General features: G+C 59.9%; 20 protein-coding genes. 11 read left to right on the top strand and 9 right to left on the bottom strand.

Annotation, left to right across the window (positions count from 1 at the left end; genetic code table 11):
- The first annotated feature begins 9 nt into the window (after positions 1–9).
- The gene (locus tag AC5QAH_RS19200; protein WP_049455362.1) at positions 10–1,413 is read left to right on the top strand and encodes a mannose-1-phosphate guanylyltransferase/mannose-6-phosphate isomerase; all 1,404 of its coding nucleotides are present in this window, start codon (positions 10–12) and stop codon (positions 1,411–1,413) included.
- A 75-nt stretch (positions 1,414–1,488) separates the two neighbouring features.
- Here AC5QAH_RS19200 and rfbD read toward each other — a convergent pair whose 3' ends face one another.
- Genes rfbD through rfbB form a run of 4 tightly spaced genes read right to left on the bottom strand, consistent with a single transcriptional unit; the run spans position 1,489 to position 4,890 of the window.
- Positions 1,489–2,382 (bottom strand): dTDP-4-dehydrorhamnose reductase, encoded by an 894-nt coding sequence (gene rfbD, locus AC5QAH_RS19205; protein WP_049455363.1) that lies wholly within the window; start codon positions 2,380–2,382, stop codon positions 1,489–1,491.
- Complete coding sequence (gene rfbC, locus AC5QAH_RS19210; RefSeq protein WP_049455364.1) at positions 2,379–2,936, bottom strand: dTDP-4-dehydrorhamnose 3,5-epimerase; 558 nt, start codon at positions 2,934–2,936, stop codon at positions 2,379–2,381. Before rfbC ends, rfbD begins: the two co-directional genes overlap by 4 nt.
- Positions 2,933–3,820 carry a glucose-1-phosphate thymidylyltransferase RfbA gene (gene rfbA / locus AC5QAH_RS19215; protein ID WP_049455365.1) on the bottom strand — a complete coding sequence of 296 codons (888 nt, stop codon included), beginning with the start codon at positions 3,818–3,820 and terminating at the stop codon, positions 2,933–2,935. Before rfbA ends, rfbC begins: the two co-directional genes overlap by 4 nt.
- 14 nt (positions 3,821–3,834) lie before the next feature.
- Positions 3,835–4,890, bottom strand: a complete 1,056-nt coding sequence (gene rfbB / locus AC5QAH_RS19220; RefSeq protein ID WP_049455366.1) for a dTDP-glucose 4,6-dehydratase — start codon at positions 4,888–4,890, stop codon at positions 3,835–3,837.
- A gap of 262 nt (positions 4,891–5,152) precedes the next feature.
- Between rfbB and AC5QAH_RS19225 the strand changes: the two genes are divergently transcribed.
- The 10 genes from AC5QAH_RS19225 (at position 5,153) to AC5QAH_RS19270 (ending at position 14,990) form a co-directional block, all read left to right on the top strand.
- Entirely contained in the window at positions 5,153–5,899 is a 747-nt protein-coding gene (locus tag AC5QAH_RS19225) for an electron transfer flavoprotein subunit beta/FixA family protein (RefSeq protein ID WP_012509979.1), read from the top strand.
- Positions 5,899–6,837: an electron transfer flavoprotein subunit alpha/FixB family protein gene (locus AC5QAH_RS19230; protein ID WP_049455367.1), complete on the top strand. Its 939-nt coding sequence runs from the start codon at positions 5,899–5,901 to the stop codon at positions 6,835–6,837. Before AC5QAH_RS19225 ends, AC5QAH_RS19230 begins: the two co-directional genes overlap by 1 nt.
- 114 nt (positions 6,838–6,951) lie before the next feature.
- The gene (locus AC5QAH_RS19235) at positions 6,952–7,935 is read left to right on the top strand and encodes a glycosyltransferase family 2 protein (protein ID WP_049455368.1); all 984 of its coding nucleotides are present in this window, start codon (positions 6,952–6,954) and stop codon (positions 7,933–7,935) included.
- On the top strand, positions 7,928–8,683 hold the full coding sequence (locus AC5QAH_RS19240; RefSeq protein WP_049455369.1) for a GNAT family N-acetyltransferase: 756 nt from the start codon (positions 7,928–7,930) through the stop codon (positions 8,681–8,683). Before AC5QAH_RS19235 ends, AC5QAH_RS19240 begins: the two co-directional genes overlap by 8 nt.
- The gene (locus tag AC5QAH_RS19245; RefSeq protein WP_224328944.1) at positions 8,680–9,063 is read left to right on the top strand and encodes a DMT family transporter; all 384 of its coding nucleotides are present in this window, start codon (positions 8,680–8,682) and stop codon (positions 9,061–9,063) included. Before AC5QAH_RS19240 ends, AC5QAH_RS19245 begins: the two co-directional genes overlap by 4 nt.
- Positions 9,064–9,091: 28 nt before the next feature.
- A complete protein-coding gene (gene rffA, locus AC5QAH_RS19250; RefSeq protein WP_049455370.1) occupies positions 9,092–10,225 on the top strand; it encodes a dTDP-4-amino-4,6-dideoxygalactose transaminase in 1,134 nt (377 codons plus the stop codon).
- Positions 10,222–11,709 (top strand): glucosyltransferase domain-containing protein, encoded by a 1,488-nt coding sequence (locus tag AC5QAH_RS19255; protein ID WP_152906429.1) that lies wholly within the window; start codon positions 10,222–10,224, stop codon positions 11,707–11,709. The genes rffA and AC5QAH_RS19255 overlap by 4 nt, the downstream gene beginning before the upstream one ends.
- Positions 11,710–11,788: 79 nt before the next feature.
- Entirely contained in the window at positions 11,789–12,799 is a 1,011-nt protein-coding gene (gene galE / locus AC5QAH_RS19260) for a UDP-glucose 4-epimerase GalE (RefSeq protein WP_049455372.1), read from the top strand.
- Positions 12,800–12,816: 17 nt separating this feature from the next.
- On the top strand, positions 12,817–13,539 hold the full coding sequence (locus tag AC5QAH_RS19265) for a glycosyltransferase family 2 protein (protein WP_049455373.1): 723 nt from the start codon (positions 12,817–12,819) through the stop codon (positions 13,537–13,539).
- Positions 13,536–14,990: a glycosyltransferase family 4 protein gene (locus AC5QAH_RS19270; protein WP_160314093.1), complete on the top strand. Its 1,455-nt coding sequence runs from the start codon at positions 13,536–13,538 to the stop codon at positions 14,988–14,990. Before AC5QAH_RS19265 ends, AC5QAH_RS19270 begins: the two co-directional genes overlap by 4 nt.
- 23 nt (positions 14,991–15,013) lie before the next feature.
- Here AC5QAH_RS19270 and AC5QAH_RS19275 read toward each other — a convergent pair whose 3' ends face one another.
- The 5 genes from AC5QAH_RS19275 to AC5QAH_RS19295 form a co-directional block, all read right to left on the bottom strand.
- Positions 15,014–16,951, bottom strand: coding sequence for a hypothetical protein (locus AC5QAH_RS19275; protein WP_152906431.1), 1,938 nt, complete (start codon positions 16,949–16,951; stop codon positions 15,014–15,016).
- Between the two features lie 8 nt (positions 16,952–16,959).
- Complete coding sequence (locus tag AC5QAH_RS19280) at positions 16,960–19,074, bottom strand: glycosyltransferase (protein ID WP_224329370.1); 2,115 nt, start codon at positions 19,072–19,074, stop codon at positions 16,960–16,962.
- Between the two features lie 5 nt (positions 19,075–19,079).
- Positions 19,080–20,399 carry an ABC transporter ATP-binding protein gene (locus tag AC5QAH_RS19285; protein WP_049455377.1) on the bottom strand — a complete coding sequence of 440 codons (1,320 nt, stop codon included), beginning with the start codon at positions 20,397–20,399 and terminating at the stop codon, positions 19,080–19,082.
- On the bottom strand, positions 20,389–21,219 hold the full coding sequence (locus tag AC5QAH_RS19290; protein WP_224328943.1) for an ABC transporter permease: 831 nt from the start codon (positions 21,217–21,219) through the stop codon (positions 20,389–20,391). The genes AC5QAH_RS19285 and AC5QAH_RS19290 overlap by 11 nt, the downstream gene beginning before the upstream one ends.
- Positions 21,220–21,296: 77 nt before the next feature.
- The gene (locus AC5QAH_RS19295) at positions 21,297–22,472 is read right to left on the bottom strand and encodes a cystathionine gamma-synthase (RefSeq protein ID WP_241874183.1); all 1,176 of its coding nucleotides are present in this window, start codon (positions 22,470–22,472) and stop codon (positions 21,297–21,299) included.
- Positions 22,473–22,477 lie beyond the last annotated feature (5 nt).

The raw sequence follows: 22,477 nt of genomic DNA on the forward strand, positions 1-22,477 counted from the left end.
AGGAAGATCATGAGCAACATCCAGCCTGTCATCCTCTCCGGTGGTTCCGGTACCCGCCTGTGGCCGCTTTCGCGCGAGGCGTATCCGAAGCAGTTCCTGCCGTTGGCCAGCGAGCTGACGATGCTGCAGGCCACCTGGCAGCGCGTCGCTCCCATCGCCGCGCATGGCCCGCTGGTGATCGCCAACGAGGAGCACCGCTTCGTCGCTGCCGAGCAGTTGCAGCAGGTCGGCGCCGAGCCGGCTGGCATCATCCTGGAGCCGGTTGGCCGCAATACGGCGCCGGCGATCGCGGTCGCAGCCCTGGAGGCCACCCGCGATGGCGCCGATGCGCTGCTGCTGGTGCTGCCCTCGGACCATGTGATCACCGATGAGGCCGCGTTCCGCACTGTCGTGCAGGCTGCAGCCAGCGCTGCCGAGGCCGGCAAGCTGGTGACCTTCGGCATCGTGCCGAGCGGTCCGGAAACCGGCTACGGCTATATCAAGGCCGCCGATGGGCAGGGCCTGCGTGCGGTCGAGCGCTTTGTCGAAAAGCCCGACCTTGAGACCGCCACCGGTTACGTCAGCAGCGGCCAGTATTACTGGAACAGCGGCATGTTCCTGTTCAAGGCCTCGCGCTACCTGCAGGAACTGGAGCACTTCCAGCCCGACATGCTGGCCGGCAGCCGCCAGGCCTGGCAGCAGGCCCGTCGCGATTCGGATTTCACCCGTCTGGACAAGGACGCCTTCGCTGCGGTTCCTTCCGACTCCATCGACTACGCGGTGATGGAAAAAACCGCAGACGCCGTGGTGATTCCGCTGGACGCCGGCTGGAACGATGTCGGCTCGTGGACCGCCCTGCGCGATGTCTCGCAGCAGGACGGTGATGGCAATGCGCACCAGGGTGATGTGATCGCCATCGACTGCCGCAACACCTATTCCTATGCACAGCGTCTGGTAGCACTGGTCGGCCTGGACGATGTGATCGTGGTCGAGACGGACGATGCAGTGCTGGTCGGCAAGGCCGATCGCATGCAGGAGGTCAAGACCGTGGTGGCGCAGCTGAAAGCCGAAGGCCGCAGCGAGGCCACCTGGCATCGCAAGGTCTACCGCCCGTGGGGCGCCTACGATTCAATCGATAACGGCGAGCGTTTCCAGGTCAAGCGCATCACGGTCAAGCCCGGCGGCACGCTCAGCCTGCAGATGCATCACCATCGCGCCGAGCACTGGATCGTGGTCAGCGGCACCGCTGAAGTGACCCGCGGCGACGAAGTGATCCTGCTCAGCGAGAACCAGAGCACCTACATCCCGCTGGGCGTGACGCATCGCCTGCGCAACCCCGGAAAACTGCCGCTGGAACTGATCGAAGTACAGTCGGGCAGCTACCTGGGCGAGGATGACATCGTGCGGTTCGAGGACACGTACGGGCGCAGTTGACCCGACACCCTGCAGCGAGTGCCGACCGTCGGTCGGGGTGGGTGCCGACCGTTGGTCGGCACGTCGCCTACCCGGTCAGGCAATCTCCGCCATCACCCGCTTCAACCCGTCCTGCCAGGTCGGCAGCACGATGCCGAAATCCTGCTGCAGCTTGCGGTTGTCCAACACCGACCAGGCCGGGCGCTTGGCCGGCGTCGGATACTCGGAACTGGGAATCGCCTCGACGGCCGGCACCTTCGCCAGCACGCCGGTAGCCAGCGCTTCGGCGAAGATCGCCTCGGCAAACCCATGCCAGCTGGTCTGGCCACTGGCGGTCAGATGCCAGATTCCCGACAAGTGGCCCGGATGCTGCAGCACCTGCGCAGTGACATCGGCAATCAGCGCTGCCGGTGTTGGCGTGCCGATCTGGTCGGCCACCACCCGCAACTGTTCGCGTTCTGCTCCCACGCGCAGCATGGTGCGCAGGAAATTGGCGCCATGTGAGGCATAGACCCACGCCGTGCGGAAGATCAGGTGGCGGCCACCGGCCAAACGCACTGCATCCTCACCATCGCGCTTGCTGGTGCCATAGACGCCCAGCGGCGCGGTCGGCTCGTCTTCGCGGTAGGGCGCACTGCCTTGGCCGTCGAACACATAGTCGGTGGAGTAATGCACCAAGGGCACGCCATGGGCCGTGCACCAGCGCGCGATCACGCCCGGCGCCTGCGCGTTGGCGGCGAAGGCCGCCTCGGCATCCTGCTCGGCGCGATCGACTGCCGTGTACGCGGCCGCGTTGACCACCACCGATGGCTGCAGGCGATCCAGCAATGCCGGCAGGCTGTCGGGCTGGCCGAAATCAGCCACCTCGCAGGCGCTGCCATCAGGCAGCTGACCACTGCGGGTGGTGGCAACCACTTCACCCAGCGACGCCAGCGCGCGCAGCAGCTCCTGGCCAACCTGGCCGTTGCCACCGAACACCAGAACGGTCATGGCACGTAGACCGGCAAGCGATCTTCAGCGATGTCCTTCAGGAACGGCGCGTTCTCGTCCTTGGCCGACAAGGTCGGTGCACTCACCGGCCAGTCCACCGCAATATCGGCGTCATTCCAGCGGATACCTGCATCCGCTTCCTTGACGTAGACGTCCGTGCACAGATAGCTGAACATTGCACGTTCGGAGAGCACGGCAAACCCATGCGCGAAGCCTTCCGGAATCCAGAACTGCTTCCTGTTTTCAGCGCTCAGCACCACCGCTTCCCACTGGCCGAAGGTCAGCGAGCCGCGGCGGATGTCCACGGCCACGTCATAGACCTCGCCTTCGAGCACGCTGACCAGCTTGCCCTGCGGGCGCGGCCACTGGTAATGCAGGCCACGCAGCACGCCCTGCGCCGAGGTGGACACGTTGCTCTGCACGAAACGATCCGGCAGGCCCAGCGCGGCGAAACGCTCGGCATTCCAGGTTTCAAAGAAGTAACCGCGGGCATCGCCGAACACAGCCGGCTCGATCACCGCGCAGCCGGGCAACTTGGTTTCAATTACTTTCACGGAACGACTCCACGCTGGGCGAGCGTGTGCAGGTACTGGCCGTAGCCATTCTTGATCAACGGCGCAGCCAGCGCCTCCAGCTGCTCGGCATTGATCCAGCCTCGGCCGAACGCGATTTCTTCCGGGCAGCAGACCTGCAGGCCCTGGCGGGTCTGGATGGTCTCGATGAAGTTGGAGGCTTCCAGCAGCGACTGGTGAGTGCCGGTATCCAGCCACGCATAGCCACGGCCGAGCGCTTCCAGGTGAAGATTGCCTTCTTCCAGGTAGCGCTTGTTGAGATCGGTGATCTCCAGCTCACCACGCGGCGACGGCTTCAGTTCGGCCGCGTAATCGCTGGCCTTGCCGTCATAGAAGTACAGGCCGGTCACCGCATAGTTGGAGCGCGGTTTTTCAGGCTTCTCCACCAGATCGATCACCTTGCCGCGCTGGTCGAACTCGGCCACGCCGTAGCGCTCCGGATCATTCACCCAGTAGCCGAACACGGTCGAGCCGTGCACGCGTTCGTCTGCACGCTTGAGCACCTCGCGCAGGCCGTGGCCGTGGAAGATGTTGTCGCCCAGCACCAGGCAGCTCGGCTTGCCGGCAACGAAGTCGCGGCCGATCAGGTAAGCCTGGGCCAGGCCATCCGGACTCGGCTGCACCGCGTACTGGATGTCCATGCCCCATTGCGAACCGTCGCCCAGCAGCTGCTGGAACAGCGCCTGTTCGTGCGGGGTATTGATGATCAACACTTCGCTGATGCCCGCCAGCATCAGCACGCTGAGCGGGTAGTAGATCATCGGCTTGTCGTACACCGGCAACAGCTGCTTGCTGACGCCCTTGGTGATCGGATACAGCCGGGTGCCGGAACCGCCGGCCAGGATGATGCCCTTGCGTTGCGTCATGTTCTCTCCCGGCCTCAGGCGGCAGTGCCGATGCGCTGCAGGCGGTAGCTGCCATCCAGCACGCCGTTGACCCATTCCTGGTTGTCCAGGTACCAGTCGACGGTGAACGTGATGCCCTGCTCGAAGGTGTAGGCCGGTTCCCAGCCCAGGTCGTTCTTCAGCTTGGAGGCATCGATCGCATAGCGGCGGTCATGGCCGGGGCGGTCGGTGACGTAGGTGATCTGGCTGCTGCGCGGCTGTCCATCCGCACGCGGGCGGCGCTGGTCCAGCAGTGCGCAGATCGCCTGCACCACTTCGATGTTCTGCTTTTCCGAATTCCCGCCGACGTTGTAGGTCTCGCCGACCTGGCCCTTGGCCAGCACGGTGCGGATCGCTTCGCAGTGGTCGGACACGAACAGCCAGTCGCGCACCTGCTTGCCGTCGCCGTACACCGGCAGCGGCTCGCCAGCCAGCGCCTTGGCGATCACCAGCGGGATCAGCTTCTCGGGGAAGTGGTACGGGCCGTAGTTGTTGGAGCAGTTGGTGGTCAGTACCGGCAGCCCGTAGGTGTGGTGGAAGGCACGGACCAGGTGGTCCGAAGCGGCCTTCGACGCCGAGTACGGCGAATTCGGGGCGTACGGGGTGGTTTCGCTGAACTTGCCGGTCTCGCCCAGGGTGCCGTACACCTCGTCGGTGGACACGTGCAGGAAGCGGAACACCTCGCCCTGTTCGGCCGGCAGCGCCTTCCAGTAGTCACGGACCGCTTCCAGCAGGCCCAGGGTGCCCACCACGTTGGTCTGGATGAAGGCGCCGGGACCATCGATGGAGCGGTCAACGTGGCTTTCGGCGGCGAAGTTCACCACGGCGTCCGGCCGGTGTTCGGCCAGCAGGTTCGCGATCAGGGCCTGGTCGCCGATATCGCCCTGCACGAACAGGTGGTTGGGGTTGCCGTCCAGGCTGGACAGGGTCTTCAGGTTGCCGGCGTAGGTCAGCACATCGAGGTTGATGACCTTGACGCCGCGCGCGACCGCCTCGAGAACGAAGTTACCGCCAATGAATCCGGCGCCGCCGGTGACAAGCCATGTGGGCACTACCTGTTCTCCTGATCGAAACTCATCCAAGGAGCGCCCACGGGCGCCCCAGCGCAGCGTGACAGGATACATCCCGATGGCCTTCACGACCGCCTGCGTGACGTGAACACGAGCTCGCGGAGGTCCATTCTTGCGGCGCCGCAACATAACCATACGCATTCGCATGGTCACCCCAAGCCAGCTAGAATCGGGGTCCCACCCCCGAACCGGTTGCTGTTGCAGGACCGGACGTTCTCCCTGTTACTGAAGGACCCCGTACCAGATGAAAATCCTCGTCGCGTACAAGCGCGTGGTGGACTACAACGTCCGCATTCAGGTCAAGCCGGACGGTTCCGGCGTGGTCACCGACGGCGTCAAGCTGTCCCCCAACCCCTTCGACGAAATCGCCCTGGAAGAAGCCCTGCGACTGCGCGACAAGGGCATTGCCAGCGAAGTGGTGGTCGCCACCATCGCCCCGGCCGATGCCCAGGCGCACCTGCGCAACGGTCTGGCCATGGGCGCCAACCGTGCCATTCACGTCGTCACAGACCAGGCCATCCAGCCGCTGACTGCGTCGCGCACCCTGCTCAAGCTGATCGAGAAGGAACAGCCTGACCTGGTGATCCTCGGCAAGCAGGCCATTGACGACGACGCCAACCAGACCGGCCAGATGCTGGCCACGCTGTGGGGCCGCCCGCAGGCGACCTTCGCTAGCAAGCTGGAGATTGCCGATGGCAAGGCCACGGTGACCCGCGAAGTCGACGCCGGCCTGGAAACGCTGGAAGTGGACCTGCCGGCCGTGGTCACCACCGATCTGCGCCTGAACGAGCCGCGCTTCATCAAGCTGCCGGACATCATGAAGGCCAAGGCCAAGCCGCTGGAAACCCTGCAGCTGGCCGACCTCGGCGTTGAAGCCGCCGACACCTTCAAGACCACCCAGTACGCCGCGCCGTCCAAGCGCAGCAAGGGTGTGATGGTCAAGGACGCGGCCGAACTGGTGGCCGCACTCAAGCAGAAGGGGTTGCTGTAATGAGCAAGATTCTCGTCATCGCCGAGCACCATGACGGCAAGCTCAACGCCGCCACCGCCAAGACCGTGAGCGCCGCTGCCGCCATCGGCGGTGCCAGCATCGACGTGCTGGTGCTGGCCGCCGATCCGGCCGCCGTCGCCGCCGAGGCCGCGAAGATCACCGGCGTCGCCAAGGTCCTGACCGTGGCCAATGCCGCCAACGCGCAGGCCATCGCCCAGGTGCTGGCGCCGCAGATCGCGCAGCTGGCCAAGGGTTACAGCCACGTGTTCGGCCCGTCGACCACCTTCGGCAAGGACCTGATGCCGTGTGTGGCCGCCCTGCTCGGCGTCAACCAGGTCTCCGACCTGATGAGCGTCGAAGGCAGCCACACCTTCAAGCGCCCGATCTACGCCGGCAACGTGATCATCACCGTGGACGCCCCGGCCGACCAGATCGTGGTCGCCACCGTGCGTGCCGCCTCGTGGCCGGAAGCTGCCCAGGGCGGCAGCGCCGCCATCGAAGCGGCCAGCGTCGATGCTGCCCTGCCGACCCACACCCGCTTCGTCGGCCTCGCCGCTGGCGCCAGCGACCGCCCGGACCTGCAGAGCGCCAAGCGCGTGGTCTCCGGTGGCCGTGGTGTCGGTTCGGAAGAGAACTTCAAGGTCATCTTCCAGCTGGCCGACAAGCTCGGTGCCGCCGTCGGTGCCTCGCGCGCCGCGGTCGATGCCGGCTACGTGCCCAGCGACCTGCAGGTCGGCCAGACCGGCAAGATCATCGCGCCGGAACTGTACGTGGCCGTGGGTATCAGCGGTGCCATCCAGCACCTGACCGGCATCAAGGACGCCGGCACGATCGTGGCGATCAACAAGGACGGCGATGCGCCGATCTTCGAGATTGCCGATATCGGCCTGGTGGGGGATCTGTTTACGATCCTGCCGGAGCTGGAACAGGCGCTGTAAGGTTACGTTGTGAAATAGTAGGCTTTGCTGCATCGGCCGCCTAGTGCGGCCGATGCTCTTCCCGCTCCGGCCATTGGACCCCTTACCAGCGTGTCTCCGCAACCGTCAAAGCCCATGTCAAAGACCGTCCTGAATCAGGCACCGTCTCGGGATTTCTCATTCGTCCCGGACGTATCCGTGGTCATTCCGGTCTACGGATGCTCAAGCTGCCTGGAAGAGCTGACCGAAAGGGTCCTGGCTGCGGTCAAGAATGAGAGCAGAACAGTCGAAATCATCTTCGTCGACGACAACAGCCCAGACCAGGCATGGGAACGCATCCTGGAGTTGTCTCAACTCCATGCCGAGGTACGAGGGCTCAAGCTTTCACGGAACTTTGGGCAACACGCCGCGATAAGCGCTGGAATCGCACGAGCCCGAGGCAGGGCCATGATTGTGATGGACTGTGACCTGCAGGATATACCTGAGGAGATTCCCACGCTTCTGGCCGAGCTTAAGGAAGATGTCGAGATCGTCCTCGGACAACGCATCGAACGTCAGGACACCTGGTTCAAGCAGGCAGGCTCGCGCACCTTCTACCGTACTTTGGGCTGGTTGACCGATACCAATTACGATCCGAGCACCGCCAACTTCGGCGCCTACAGCCGCAAAGTCATCGACGCGATGAATGCGATGCCGGAAACGGACAGATTCCTTCCTCTGCTTGCCAGATGGACGGGCTTTCGGACGGTCCGTACCCCCGTGGTACACGGGGAGCGCACCGTGGGCAAGAGCAGTTACACGCTAAGCAAGCTGCTGCAGATGGCGACCCGGATCGCCCTTTCATTCTCGGACAAACCGCTGAGATTGGTAATGTCGGCTTCGTTCGCACTCGCCGGAGTGGGCCTCTGCGTTGCGGCGTTCGCCGTGTACCGCTATCTGATGGGCGATATTCGAGTTGCGGGATTCACCAGTATCCTTGCTTCGGTCTGGCTGGTGGGAAGCTTCCTCATGGCAAGCATTGGGGTGGTCGGCCTTTACGTCGGTCGCATGCACAACGAAACCAAGAGACGCCCGCAGTACCTGATCTGGTATGACTCCTGGAGCAACGACAATGCCTGAACAGTCCTTGCTCAATTACTCGCCCTTGGACTCGAATCGATTCGCGATCCACGTCGAGCGCGCGAACCTCGGGATCGATACGCCTGCGGCGCCCATGGTCGAGGCCATTATGGCCTCCCCGGCCGACCTCATCATTGCCCGCTTTCCAGCGGGCAGCAACGAGGTCCCCAATGCGCTCATCCAGCATGGCGAAGTACTGCTCCACGCTGACACCCTTGTCTACTATGAAGTGCGGCTGCCAGCTTCCGCAGGAAACGCGGCTCCCAACGTTCGCCGCGCGCAGTTGGACGACCTTGAGGCAATCCGCGGCATCGCCTCCGCAGGCTTCCAGAACTACCGGGCCCACTATGCGGCCAATCCGCTATTGCCCGCTGCACAGATTCTGGACGGATACATCGAGTGGGCCCAGAGCCGTGCCGACCCGTCCAACACAACCAGCGATACCTGGCTGGTGTTCGACGGCGACGTTGCCGCTGGCTTCGCTACCTGCGATGTCCAGGACGGTGGCGTGGAGATCGTACTCAATGCAGTCCACCCCGCTTTCGAGCGACGAGGTCACTACGGCACGCTGCTGCGTCACCTGCTGCACCACTATGCAGGAGCGGGCTTAGCGCGCCTGAGTATCTCCACCCAGATATGGAACTACACCGTGCAGAGACAATGGGCGCGTGCCGGTCTGTTGCTGGCGAGAGCTTACGATACGTTTCATATCGACCGCCGCCTGGCTGCAAAGCGGAGCAAGCCGTGAACTCCACAACTCCCTTCTTCCCCTGGTTCATGGTCGCCGCAACGATTCTGCTGACCAGCTATGGTCAGCTCGTCATCAAATGGCAGGCGAGTTCATACCAAGCTACAACGACCGGACTACTAGGGAAACTTCCTCCTGTCATCCAGTTACTCCTGCAGCCCTGGGTGATTTCTGCCTTTGTCGCGGCGTTCGCAGCATCCCTTTGCTGGATGCTGGCGGTTTCGCGACTGGAACTTAGTCGTGCCTATCCATTCATGGCACTAAACTTCCTGATCGTCTGCGTCGCCGCTATCCCCCTGTTTGGCGAAGTTTTCACCGTGTATAAAGCGGTCGGGCTGGCAACCGTTATTGTCGGCCTGATCTTCATCAGCCAAGGCTGATCTCAACTGTTCAGACCGAAGAGACCTCATGATTCCGTTCAATCGCCCGTTCATGACTGGCAAGGAACTCCCGATGATCAGCCAGGCGCATGCCAATGGCCACCTTTCGGGAGACGGTCCGTTTACGAAGAAGTGCCACCAGTGGTTGCGAGAACGCACAGGCGCTGCGAGTGCCCTGCTCACCCACTCGTGCACTGCAGCACTGGAAATGGCCGCTCTTCTGCTGGACCTTGAACCCGGCGATGAAGTGATCATGCCCTCATTCACCTTCGTGTCGACGGCTAATGCCTTCGCACTGCGTGGTGCGGTGCCGGTATTCGTCGACATACGGAGCGACACTCTCAACATCGACGAAGCCCTGATCGAAGCGGCCATCACTTCACGCACGCGAGCAATCTGTGTGGTCCACTACGCCGGTGTCGCCTGTGAAATGGATACCATCGTCCAAATCGCTCAACGACACGGCGTAGCTGTTGTGGAAGATGCGGCCCAAGGAATCATGTCCAGTTACAAGGGGCGCGCATTGGGAACAATTGGCGAGCTCGGGGCGTTTAGTTTCCACGAGACCAAGAATGTCATTTCCGGCGAAGGCGGCGCTCTACTGTGCCGTGACACCGAGTTCGGCGAGCGTGCGGAAATCATCCGTGAGAAGGGCACAAACCGGAGTCGCTTCTTCCGCGGTCAAGTCGACAAATACACTTGGGTCGACGTTGGCTCCTCCTATCTTCCCGGGGAGATCATCGCAGCATTCTTGAATGCCCAACTGAATGAAGCAGAGGACATTACGTCTCGACGCCTCGCGATATGGGACCGCTATCATGCATGGGCAGCGCCACATGAGGCAGCGGGTGCGCTACGCCGCCCGATAGTTCCGGAAGAATGTGTTCACAACGCACACATGTACTACTTACTTCTTCCCAGTCTGGAAGCACGTACGAAATTCATTTTCAGCATGAAGGAAAGCGGAGTGCAGACGGTATTTCACTACATACCCCTGCATTCTTCGCCTGCGGGAGAGCAGCTCGGCCGCACGTCTGGCAATCTTGATGTTACGGACGACATCAGCAACAGACTGGTCCGTCTTCCGCTGTGGCTGGGTCTTGAGGAGCAACTCGACCTTGTAACTGAGGCGGCGGAGCAAGCAATGCAGGTCACTCAGTGATCCATCCTCCTTCTCTTCCCAGCAGCGCAAGCGGCCTGCTTCTCCAAAGAAGCTTCTGGCTGCTCTTTCTCACCGCCCTTGTGGGCAACCTGCTAAGCAAAGGCGCGACACTACTTCCGGGAATGGCGCCCGACGACTACGCCTTTGCCTTCCAAGGTGATGCTGCGGGAAACCTGGAGAACTTCGTCTCTCAGGGAAGGGTGGTGCTGTCCCTGCTTACCCAAAGCGTGGACGTAACTGGGCTTTCGCTTACCAGCATCTCATTCTTCACGTCATTGCTTGCATTCAGCTCGATCTCACTGGCAATTGCAGCGGCCGTTTCGCTAACCCGTGTGAGTGAGCGCAACAATTTTGTCCATTACGTCGCAGCCGTTTTCGCAGCAACCCATCCTTACCTGACCTCGTACTTCCTGTTCCGCATGAGTGCGATCACACATGCGTTCGTCTATTTGTCCCTGTTCTTTGCCCTGCTCATTCTGACAACCCAGTTGAAGACAGGCATAAAATTCGCGCTGAGTTTGCTTGTCTTGGTCGTATGTAGCCACGCCAACCAAGCGATTCTAATCCTGTATGCCATCGCGGCCGGGGCATGGGCCGTCACCATGATGTGCGAGGTCAAGCAGCGGAAAGGCGAATGGCCCCAGGCTCTGTACGGCGTCGTATTTGTTCTAGCCACGCTGCTCCTAAGCACCACCGTTTATCTTATAACCAGCAGCATCCTACGAAGCATCCTGGGCGTAGGCGCATCGGAAACCTATACACCCCATCTTCAAGGCGGAGTCGCCAACACACTCCACTCCGGACTAAGTTTGGCTTACGGGATACTGCTTCGAGGCGAGCCGATCATGGCCTTGTGGCTCAAGATTCTTTTGGGCATTGGGTTGCTGTCGATGTTCTTGTTCTGCTTAGTCCGCGACTGGTTCAGAGCACTCTCGGCAGCGCTTTTTCTAGGGGCCGGCCTGCTGGCCACAGTAAGCCCGCTTGCTCTTTCCTGGGGGGGGCATGTTCCCCGCACCTTTTCGCCGGCGGGCCTCTGTTTTGCCCTCTTCATCAGTATGGTTTGGGCAGGAATTCGCCTTCCGTTTGGCAGGTTGATATTGGCTTCATTGATTCCACTTGTGTTCGCCTTCTGCGCCATCGGGTCAACCCTGTTCTATCAGCAGTTACTTGTAACACAATGGGATCAACGGACCGCTACCGCAATCTACACGCGCGCATTGGAGTTTGACGGCATTCCGCGCCTACAGATTGCGGCAGGATGGCCCGCCCACACCAGAACCCAATCGATGACAGGCGAAGGCATCAATGAATCCGCCTTCCTCTATGATTGGTCACTGCCCGGACTGTTTGCCGTGTCGACGGGGGAAAAATTGGATATCCGTGGAACAAAAAAAGAGATGTGCAACGGGATCGCCGCATGGCCGTCGCGAGCATCGGTGTCAAAGCAAGCAGACGGCAGTATCCTCGTCTGCATGATTCAATAGTCACAGCAATCTTGGACTTTCACCGTTCAGTGCAATCTGCAATCCTAGAATTTGCAGAACTTTCCAGGTATATATAAAGATGAATATCCTTGTAACTGGCGGCCTTGGTTTTATTGGCTCCCATACTTGCGTCGATCTACTAGCGCGCGGGAATGAGGTAACCATCCTCGACAACCTGGACAATAGCCAGAAAGGAACGCTGGAGGCGATCAAAACGATCACAGGAAAACCACCTGTATTCATCGAGGGCGATGTACGCGACGGATCCACTCTTCGTACTGTCCTGCAGGATCACCAGATCGACGCGGTAATCCATTTCGCCGCGCTCAAGTCAGTCGGCGAATCTTGGAAGCGCCCGCTTGATTATTTCGACAACAACATCTCGGGAACAATTACTCTCCTGCAGGCGATGGAGGGCACTGGTGTACGAAACTTTGTCTTCAGCTCTTCTGCAACGGTTTATGGTGACCCGGACTTCTGCCCGATACCAGAATCAGCAGCGACCCGAACGACCAATCCGTACGGCCGAACCAAACTCATCTGCGAACAGTTGCTAGCTGATAAGGCGGCTTCTGATCCGAAATTCCGGGTAGCCACGCTTCGTTACTTCAATCCCGTAGGCGCACATCCATCCGGTCTCATAGGCGAAGCTCCGACTGGAACGCCCAATAACCTGATGCCGTATGTTTCCCAGGTTGCCTTCGGGCAGCGCGAGTACCTTCAAGTATTCGGCGACGACTACGAAACACATGACGGCACCGGCGTGCGTGATTACATCCATGTCATGGATCTGGCGGCAGCCCATGTGCGCGCGCTGGACTACATCACGGAAATGAATCAGAGTCTTACAGTCAATCTTGGTACAGGCAAGGGATACAGCGTCTTGGACGTCGTTGCCGCGTTTGAACGCGCAAGCGGCCGAAGCGTACCGTTCCGTGTCGTGGCGCGGCGGCCTGGAGATGCAGCCAGTTGCTTTGCCGACCCATCCCTCGCCCACGGTCTTTTGGGCTGGACCGCGGAGCGGAGCTTGGACCAGATGTGTGTTGATGCATGGCGCTGGCAGGTTCACAACGACCGGGGTCCAGCCTGATTTGCGGGAGCGTTCCAATGAAACCTGAGGTCTCGGCAGTCATCACATTCCACAGGGAAGGTCTGCTGGCGCACAAGTCCTTGCTGTCATTGCTTCGTTGCAAGCTTGCCGCAGCGGAGCACGGCATTTCGGTGGAAGTCGTCGCCACCCTTGACCACGCCGACGCTGAAACGGCACGCGTGATCACCTGGCATCACCATGCCGGCTTGATCGATAAAGTACTAGAGCTGGAGTGCGGTGATCTGGGGGTTTCGCGGAACAAGGCAATTGAATCTGTAGCTGGCCACTGGGTTCTGATATGTGATGGTGATGACTATCTTTCCGCGGACTTTGTCATCCGCTGCTTGGAAACCGCAGCAGGAAATGAGAACTCCATTATTCACCCCGAGTTGATTGTTACTTTCGATGCTGAGCAGGGCATTTGGTGGCAAACAGGAAGTGACGCCTACGGCTTTGACTCCGACTGCATGCTGGTAACCAACCCTTGGAATGCATGCAGCTTCGCTGCCAGGAGTATTTATCTCCAGACCCCATATACCCTCTCCCGCCCAGGCGAATCAGGATTCGGCTTCGAAGACTGGCATTGGAACTGCCAGACACTCTCGCTAGGCCACCCCCACCTGATCGCGGAACGGACCGTGCATTATGTACGCAAGAAGAAGGTCGGCTCATTGAACCAAGCGCACGCCAGCAACCGCGCGTTGATCGCCCCCACCCAGTTGTTCGCCCCCCGTCCATGATTTCACGATCCTTTGCCCGTCGGGCCTATCACCTGCTGGACCGGCAGCTACTCTCACGGCTACCCGATCACATCCAGCGCAAGCTGATCTCGCAACTCCTGAGCCTGGGCAAGCGTATCCATCCATCGGCGAAATGGCCAGTCTCGGCAGACCACGTACTGGATCGCAGGAGCCTACGCGAACCCGTGGCAGCGCTTCGGACGCTGCCCCAGTGGGCAGTTGAAGACATGGAGAATCTCTCACTGCAGGTAGATCCACTGCTATCGCCCGGCGAATTCCTAGGCTCGCACCCGCAGGCGCGCTACGCACCCACCCATTGGACACAGGCGGGCAAGGCCTATCAGCGAATCCTGGATCTGATTGGAAGCCGACGTTTCGACACCATTCTATTCGTACCATGGCTGAAGCGTGGCGGGGCGGATCTGGCTGCGCTGTACCATGCCAGACTCTGCAGTGGTGAGCTGGGGCATCGAACATTGGTCCTTGCCACTGAAGATGGAGACTCCCCTTGGGCAGATCGCCTGCCGAGAGCTTCACTGTACATTGATGCGGGGAAAGAATTTCGCGGACTAAGCACTGCAATGCAAGAGCGGGAAATCGTTCTTGCACGATTGATTCTTCAGCTGGCACCATCCCGGATCCATATCATCAACTCCCATTCCGCATGGAGAATGCTGGAGCGATTTGGACTAGCTATTCGCCAAAGAACCCGTATCTTCGTTTCACTCTACTGCGACGAGTTGGCAGAGAGCGGCCGCGCACAGGGCCTTGCACAGCAGCACCTCCCGACCACTTCACAATGGCTGGACGCAGTCATCACTGACAACAGCGCCTCGCCTGAAAGCTGGTGTCAGCAGCTTGGTATTCGCCGTGACCTTTTTCGGGTTGTGCACTTCCCCGCTCCGTCGATGGACAATGCGCCAAGCTTCACGCTGCAGCCAGGCAAGCGCGTCCTGTGGGCAAGCCGTCTTGAGCGGCAGAAGCGACCTGATCTTCTGGTTGACATCGCTACCATGCTCAAGGATGTCCACTGGGACGTTCATGGAACCGCACTATCGGCGGACGATCCGCATCTGGCTGCGCTCACCCGACTGGACAACGTAACCCTGCACGGTCCATTTGACCGCTTTCAAGATATCGTTTTGCCGCAGCATCGGGCTTACGTCTATACGACTGCCTGGGACGGCCTTCCCAACGTTCTGCTGGAGGCCGCAGCCGCAGGCCTCCCGATCGTAGCGCCCGATGTTGGCGGCATCAGAGATCTTGTACCCGCGCAATCGCTGCTGGGCACTCGCGCTACTGCACTGGATTACGTGAAGGACATTGAGCAGTTGTCGGATAACCAAGTCCGCCAGCAACGTCTTTGCATGCAAAACCTGCAGGTCGCAACATTCACTTGGGAGGCGTTCGCGCGGGATATGTGCAGAATCGAGGGTTACGCGAACGCCTGATACCAAGTGCGACTAAGCCACCATCAACGCCGGCGCAAGCTCCTCAGCCAACTCCCTAAGCGAGATTTCATGCTCTGGGGAACCGGCATTCGCATCCCTGCAAGACGTAGGATTTCGAACAGACCCACGTTGCCCGCCGCATCAAATCGCCGCGTTCTAGCGAATCGATTGACTACCCGAAGCGGCGACGTCCAGCGCCACGAGCGGCTTGCCATCATTTCCTTTAGCAAGTTGGTGGCCGCTTGGGCCCGCTCCATATGATAGACGCGTGCATCATGCTCGGATTCAGCCTGCTTTCGGTATCGCCCGGCGTCGAAGCCCACCTCGGTCAGCCGCTCATTGCAGGCCAACAACCGATCCTCGATTTCGAACCGTCGCTCCTGCCAGTAATCCCGGACGGCACCCAGAGAGCCGACACGCGCTCCCGCCGACAGAGCGTCGTCAAACAGTAGTTTAAGCCGATCAGTGGCCTCTGCTGCGGCAACATTGGCCTCATGCAATTGCAGATCCAAGGACTCGCAGCGTTCATTGGTGCTCTGCAATTGCAGGGACAGCTCATCGCGCTCCCGCTCCACTTTCCGAAGCGTTAGGCTTACTTGGTCGAATCTGGTTTCCACCTCTTCGAGCCGCTCAAACATGGCCTGCTTCTCAGTAGCCAGCGACGTCCGACTCTCAGACAATGTTCCTCTCTCTTCCAGCAGCTGACTGACCGTCCTCCAACTATCGCCAAGCCGCGTTTCAAGGCGGGGTTCTCCTTTGAAATGGAATACTCTCCCTTCACCGGAAGCTGGATCCCACGTTACGCTATTCTGAGCGCGACCCGCAGCGTCAACCACGGCATCTAGTTTGGCATGCCATTGAACACGCGCGTCGAGATTCTCTCCATGGTCGACGCATGGCAGAGTTTCCAAGAACGATTCGAAGTCACCCTCCACTCCCAATGAACGGCGCTTCTGGTCATAGTAGCTATTGCTGCCACGCAACCAGCAGGGAATACCATTGAGCTGCAACCACATGGTGACGTGGTAAGAGCAGGAGTAGCCAAATTCACCCTGAAGTACACGCGGCGACCATTTCCCGGGAGGAGCCAGAATTGCCTCGACCAGCAATGCCGTCTGCACACTTGCGAACGGGAAAGCCCGCTCAAGCCGCTTGACGGTCTCAAGCGAATCAACCACTTCTTCACGGCCGTCCTGGAATGCTTGGAAGAGAACCGCCTGCTCCGACGAGCCCACTCGCTGCGTCACAAGCGAAAGGTGTCGGGTCATTTCCAGCAGCGCAGTGTCATTGCCGGTGTATCCGGAGGAGTTCAGATGTAGGAATGCGCCAGCACCTCGACGTATCTGAAACAGTCTGGACAGCGACAGAAGTTGCTCAACCGCATCGTCGAAGGAGAACTCGGCAGTAGCGCCATGCTCCTGAACGTTGCGCAGCGAGTCACGATCACGCACACCGACCAAAGCGGGCTTGTATTTGGCGATGTGCTCGACGACTCGACCTGAATAGCCAGCGGCCACCTGCTGCCCGGAAATAACGTAGATGGCACTGGGAAGCTTCTGAAGCAGGCTTTCGGCAATATCCAGGGAGAAGTCCCCCCACATTTCATTGAGGAAGCCCCCACCGTAGAGATGAAGCATTGCAACATTGTTGACGACAAGCACCTGCTGAAGGCCCAAGCGGGTCAAATCGTCAGCCCGGAGAGGTTGAGAGGCGACAAACATCAACGCATTGACTCTGTAGATCTTCCTGAGTGCGTCGACCGCGACAAACCTGGAGATCGCCTCCAACGCGAAGATCGAAACCAGCTCCAAAGCCGAGGTTTCCCGCAGGCGAGACAGAGCTCCAACGTGCTGGAGCACATCACCGAAATTGCCGTAGCCAAAGTCGCTGCCAAGCATCAGCGCCTTGGAGCGACCAGAACGCAGAACATCAATACTCTCTGCGTCAGCGTAGAAGTACATTATTGACATCAAGAAGCCTTGCTGGAGTTCAAACGAGCGAGTTCAAGGACCTCGGCTACTCTTTCAGAGAATTGAGCTGGCCCATGCTGGGTCAGAACCAGTTCACGCGCCCGAAGCCCCGCATGAAGCGTGGCACTCCAATCGCCATATATATCCTTCACAGCATCGACGTATGCGACGACAAGCGATTCCTCATCAGCTCCGCTCACCAATTTGCCAGTGACGCCATTGATGACAGCCTCACGAATCCCACCAACATCCGGTGCGATCACAGGCAATCCAGCGCCCAGCATTTCGAGCAGGATGTTCGGAAGACCATCAAAGTCACTTGTATAGATGAATGCATCGTACTTTTCGAGAGGCAAATCCGACACGACTGAGAACCCCCCTCGATAGCGAACATTCTTGCCACCGTTGAAAATCATCTTTGCGTCCACGCCCGGATCTGCCGAACCATACGCATCAATTTCCACCTCGATACCTGCATCGCTCAGGGCACTCGCAATTTGAGCCAACCGCTCCGGCCGCTTCTGCGGGTCTACCCGTGAAGCCCAAAGGAGGCGCTTGGTGGGGATACGCTGCGACTCAACCGCTCGCGGCGTGTCGCATTCCGCATAGACCACCTCGTAACTGGGAAGCGGCCCAAGGAAACGCTGATCTTCGGACAGGGTTGCCTGACAGTCTGTCACGACTTTCCAGAATCCTCGAAGGTGCTTTCTCATCACCTCGATTCCCCAAGGCCCGCGCCGCACCTTCCGGCCCCAACTATACGTTCCGTCGCAGAACCGGTAGTACACAATGCGGAAGCTGGCGCTCATGACCGGGGCGAAGGAATCCAGAAGGCGGTGGGCAAAACCCGACGATTTCACATGTAGACGGGCGCGAACGGAGGAAACCGCCAACAATGCGCGGATGAGCAATGCATCGCGGTCGCCCGCATCAAGCGAGGGGAAGGCATTGCAAATGTCGATGAACACGCTTCCGGAAGGGAGGCGTGCCACCCACTCATGCCGAGGTACGGATTCGCCCGCTACAACCAGGAAACGCGAATCGGGCTCCTGCGCTGAAATCTCGTCCAAAATCTGCAGAATGTACTTCTCCCCCCCTCCTGGCCGCAGCCAAGGCAACAGCACGATGTCAGTGAAGGGCCCATCTCCAATCATTCGATAAAGGCTCTCCAGCTGCATTCCCCAATGCGCCGGGTTCCAAGGCATGGGGCTGTAGCTGCCCGCTGTCTCGACCCTGTACGGCTCGATTTCCGGCTCCAGTTCGACGGCGTCATTCAGGTATCCCATCATCTTCGGCGATGAGGTGAACAACTGCGTGTTGTCCGCCAAGAATATTTTCTGGCGCTCTCGGCAGAGCCTGGCCCAGTCCCCCGCGCGCGAACGCTGCATGTCGCCCAAGAAAGTCCTGCGATCAAACAATGGGCCGTGAGGAATCAGGCGCGAGGAAGCAGCGTCAGCCTGTCTCAGCAGACTGCCATTGCGCTGGCGGTAGAAGATGACTGTCTCCGGCGCGACAACCATATCGTAGCCATCTGCACGCAGATTGCAGTTGAAATCCCAATCTTCGTAGGCGAATCCCGATGCGACGCGCAAGTCGCCGTAACGAAGTCTGTCAAAGGCAGCCCTTGGCACAAAGATTCGAGAAATGTAGGGATGCTGAAACGCAAAATCCCCCGCAGTGAGGTACCTTGAATCGAAGTAGCGAACATTGTGGTAGCGGTCACCGAATGCGCAGAGGTATTCGATGAAGACGACCACCTTGGGGTTGGGGTGTCTCCGGGCGGTCTGCAGCAGGGCAACGATCGAGTTGGATGACACGATGTCATCGGAATCGGAGGTCCAGATGTATTCGCCGGTCGCACGCTCGATTCCCGCATTTCGAGCTAGGCCAAGTGAGCCTACATCCACTTCCAACGTCTCGATGCGATCAAACCCTCCCATAGGCTGCGCATTAAACGCGTCCCGGGTAGCATCATCCGTGCGGTCAAATACCGCAATGAGCTCCACGGAGATACCTGCAGCCTGGGCCTCGCGAGCGCACGCGTCAAGCGAGAGCAACGTTGGTGTCAGAAGAAGTGCTTCCCGGTGCAAGTTCAAAACTACGCTGACTTCCATACGATTCACTTGCATTCCACCTTGAATGGCATTCTGAACTTGAACCACATGGGTTCATCTTTGTCTGTCCGCACATCAAAGACCGCGGCCAGTTCGTCGGCATATATGACGACGTTATCGCTTCGGTCCCAATGGCTGACCTGATTGATGCGAATGGCAATGGAGTAGGATTGCCCTCCTCTCAGCAAATTCGCCCCTCTGAATCTGACCTGCAACAGCTGCCCCGCATATACCTCTACTCCCTTACGGAAGCTGTTGAAGATACTCTCGCCCGTCAATTCCTGGCCGAACTGGTCCTTGATGAGGAATCCGATGCTGACGTTCTTCAATGCCTTGTAGAACTTGACATCGATGGCCAATGTAAGCTGGTCGCGCTGTTCAATCTGGTCTGTTGGTTGTCCGTCCGTATTCAGGAGCTGGACTGCCTGAACGTTGAGCACAGTGCGGGCTGTGACCTCCTCGGCGTCGATCATGTCATCCCCCGCCTGGTCGGCCGGCCCAGACGTAGTAGGGGTGGCCATTGCTACGCTGCCAGGCTCGTCATGGATCCCCCCCTGGCTCGCTTCCAAGATGAGTCGGTTGTGCTCGACGAACACATCATTCATGTAGGCATTGGTCACCTCGGTGACATTTCCCTGCATCTTGAGGGTGCCACCATCGATCCAGATGGCGTAATCACAAAGTGCCCGCACTGCGTCGATGGAGTGACTGACGAAGAGCACGGTGCAACCGCTTTCCATGAGCTTGCGCATTCGCGCCATGCTCTTGTGCTGGAACCACGCGTCACCAACGCTGAGCGTCTCATCAACAATGAGGATGTCTGGATCGACATGGATGGCTACAGAAAACGCCAGTCGCGCGAACATGCCGCTCGAATAAGTCTTGACCGGCTGGCTGACATGATCGCCGATGTCGGCAAAGCTGATGATCTTGTCCAGCTTACCGTCAACTTCCTTGCGAGTCAGGCCCAGCAGCTGGGCGTTCATGTAGATGTTTTCGATACCCGTGAACTCGGGATTGAACCCCGAGCCGAGCTCCAGCAGAGCCGAGACGCGACCAGCGACCCTAGCCTCGCCGGACGTCGCCGCCAAGGTACCGCAGATGATCTGCAGCAGCGTCGATTTGCCCGCGCCGTTCTTGCCAAGGATGCCGTACACCTGCCCCTTGGGAATCTTGAACGACACATCACGAAGGGCCCAGAACTCTCGATAGAAACGCCGCTCGTCATTTCCCAGCAGCATCTGCATCAACCGGTCGCGGGGCTTGTCGTAAATCTGGTAGCACTTGCTGAGGCTCTCAACCTCAATGGCGTTTTCAGATGACATCGGCAAAACCCTTTCTGGTCTTCTGGAACCATGCAAAGCCCAGTACTGCGACCACAATGGAAACACCCAGCATCTTCAGCCACATGCCCCAATGCATGCCGCCGTGCCAGATGAGGAGCTCGCGGGACTGTTCAATGAAGTAAGTGATCGGGCTGATGTACAGATAGGGCCGGAACTCCTCCGGCATCGCGACTGCCGGGAAGAACACGGGCGACATGAACATGAGCGCGGTCGTGACGACCACGATCACCTGGCCGACGTCACGCAGATAGACCCCCAGCGACGCAAGAAACCATGACACACCAACGCACAGGATCAGCAGCGGCACCATCACGATCGGCAGCCAAAGCGCCTGGATCGATGGGATACCAAACAGGATCAGGTAGAACAGCACCCAGACCACCATGCTGATGGCAAAGTGGAACAGCGCCGCACCCAACGACACCACCGGGAGAATCTCCAGGGGGAAGATCACCTTTTTCACGTAGTTCGCATTGGACAGGATGAGCGACGGCGCCCGATTGATGCATTCAGAGAACAGCCCGAAGATCATCATGCCCACGAACAGAACCACCGCGAACTCAGTTTTGGAGCCAGACCCCCCAGCCCAACGCGCACGAAACACAACGCTGAAGACAAAGGTGTACACAACCAGCATGAGCACAGGGGTAAAGAACGACCACAAGAGCCCCATGACCGATCCACGATAGCGCCCGATCACTTCCCGCTTCACCATCTCCAGGATCAGCGTTCGATAGTGGAAGATGGAGCGCAGCGCCGTGATCGGCGCCATGCTCATCGCTTGATTAGAGTTGAACATGCTTGGACTTCCTGGGTTCATGCCTTGCCTGCCCCTTTTGGTGGACAGGTCGATAGAGCGCTGGGCCGCGACCTCGGTCAGCCGCCCAGAGCCCTTTCCAGATCAACCTGCAGATCCCCCAGATCCTCCACGCCCACGCTCAGCCTTACCAGCGCATCACTGATGCCCAGCTGTTCGCGGCGTGCCACGGGAATCGAAGCGTGCGTCATCACCGCCGGATGGTTGACCAGGCTTTCCACGCCACCCAGCGACTCGGCCAGGGTGAACAGCTCGGTCTTCTCGCAGAAGCGCTTGGCCGCCTCGAAACCGCCCTTGAGGACGATCGAGACGATGCCGCCGTAGCCGCCCATCTGGCGGGTCGCCAGCTCATGCTGCGGGTGCGACGGCAGGCCCGGGTAGATCACCTTTTCCACCGCCGGATGCTTTTCCAGCCACTGGGCCAGGGCCAGCGCGTTGGCGCAGTGCGCCTTCATGCGCAGCGGCAGGGTCTTCAGGCCACGCAGGGCCAGGAAGCTGTCGAACGGGCCCTGCACGCCACCCACCGAGTTCTGCAGGAAGGCCATCTGCTCGGCCAGTTCGGCGTTGTCGCCGACCACCACCATGCCGCCGACCATGTCCGAGTGGCCGTTGAGGTACTTGGTGGCCGAATGCAGCACCAGGTCCGCGCCCAGCTCCAGCGGACGCTGCAGCATCGGCGAGGCGAAGGTGTTGTCGACCACCACGATCAGGCCATGGCGCTTGGCGATGGCGGCAACCGCGGCGATGTCGACGATCTTCAGCATCGGGTTGGTCGGGGTCTCGATCCAGACCATCTTCGTCTTCGGCGTGATGGAGGCTTCAAACGCCGCCAGATCGGTCAGGTCGACGAAGCTGAAGTCCAGCCCGGCGGTGCGGCGACGCACACGCTCGAACAGGCGGAAGCTGCCGCCGTAGATGTCGTCCATCGCCACCACGTGGCTGCCGGCGTCCAGCAGTTCGATCACGGTCGAGCTGGCCGCCATGCCCGAAGCGAACGCAAAGCCGCGGGTGCCGCCTTCCAGCGACGCCACGCACCGCTCATAGGCGAAGCGGGTCGGGTTGTGGGTACGCGAGTACTCGAAGCCCTGGTGCTCGCCCGGGCTGGACTGCGCATAGGTCGAGGTGGCGTAGATCGGTGGCATCACCGCGCCGGTGCTGGGGTCGGGCGACTGACCGCCGTGAATGGCAAGGGTAGCCAGGGCCAGCGCGCGGTCGGGCGAAGAGGAGTTGGACATGTCGT

This window comes from Stenotrophomonas sp. YJH_SMC_43 (assembly GCF_059372535.1).

Bases quoted from the DNA above. Each gene is read 5' to 3' on its own strand.
- AC5QAH_RS19200 (WP_049455362.1), top strand. From the start codon at position 10: ATGAGCAACATCCAGCCTGTCATCCTCTCCGGTGGTTCCGGTACCCGC.
- rfbD (WP_049455363.1), bottom strand. From the start codon at position 2,382: ATGACCGTTCTGGTGTTCGGTGGCAACGGCCAGGTTGGCCAGGAGCTG.
- rfbA (WP_049455365.1), bottom strand. From the start codon at position 3,820: ATGACGCAACGCAAGGGCATCATCCTGGCCGGCGGTTCCGGCACCCGG.
- AC5QAH_RS19225 (WP_012509979.1), top strand. From the start codon at position 5,153: ATGAAAATCCTCGTCGCGTACAAGCGCGTGGTGGACTACAACGTCCGC.
- AC5QAH_RS19230 (WP_049455367.1), top strand. From the start codon at position 5,899: ATGAGCAAGATTCTCGTCATCGCCGAGCACCATGACGGCAAGCTCAAC.
- AC5QAH_RS19235 (WP_049455368.1), top strand. From the start codon at position 6,952: ATGTCAAAGACCGTCCTGAATCAGGCACCGTCTCGGGATTTCTCATTC.
- AC5QAH_RS19240 (WP_049455369.1), top strand. From the start codon at position 7,928: ATGCCTGAACAGTCCTTGCTCAATTACTCGCCCTTGGACTCGAATCGA.
- rffA (WP_049455370.1), top strand. From the start codon at position 9,092: ATGATTCCGTTCAATCGCCCGTTCATGACTGGCAAGGAACTCCCGATG.
- galE (WP_049455372.1), top strand. From the start codon at position 11,789: ATGAATATCCTTGTAACTGGCGGCCTTGGTTTTATTGGCTCCCATACT.
- AC5QAH_RS19265 (WP_049455373.1), top strand. From the start codon at position 12,817: ATGAAACCTGAGGTCTCGGCAGTCATCACATTCCACAGGGAAGGTCTG.
- AC5QAH_RS19270 (WP_160314093.1), top strand. From the start codon at position 13,536: ATGATTTCACGATCCTTTGCCCGTCGGGCCTATCACCTGCTGGACCGG.
- AC5QAH_RS19275 (WP_152906431.1), bottom strand. From the start codon at position 16,951: ATGTACTTCTACGCTGACGCAGAGAGTATTGATGTTCTGCGTTCTGGT.
- AC5QAH_RS19280 (WP_224329370.1), bottom strand. From the start codon at position 19,074: ATGGAAGTCAGCGTAGTTTTGAACTTGCACCGGGAAGCACTTCTTCTG.
- AC5QAH_RS19285 (WP_049455377.1), bottom strand. From the start codon at position 20,399: ATGTCATCTGAAAACGCCATTGAGGTTGAGAGCCTCAGCAAGTGCTAC.
- AC5QAH_RS19290 (WP_224328943.1), bottom strand. From the start codon at position 21,219: ATGTTCAACTCTAATCAAGCGATGAGCATGGCGCCGATCACGGCGCTG.
- AC5QAH_RS19295 (WP_241874183.1), bottom strand. From the start codon at position 22,472: ATGTCCAACTCCTCTTCGCCCGACCGCGCGCTGGCCCTGGCTACCCTT.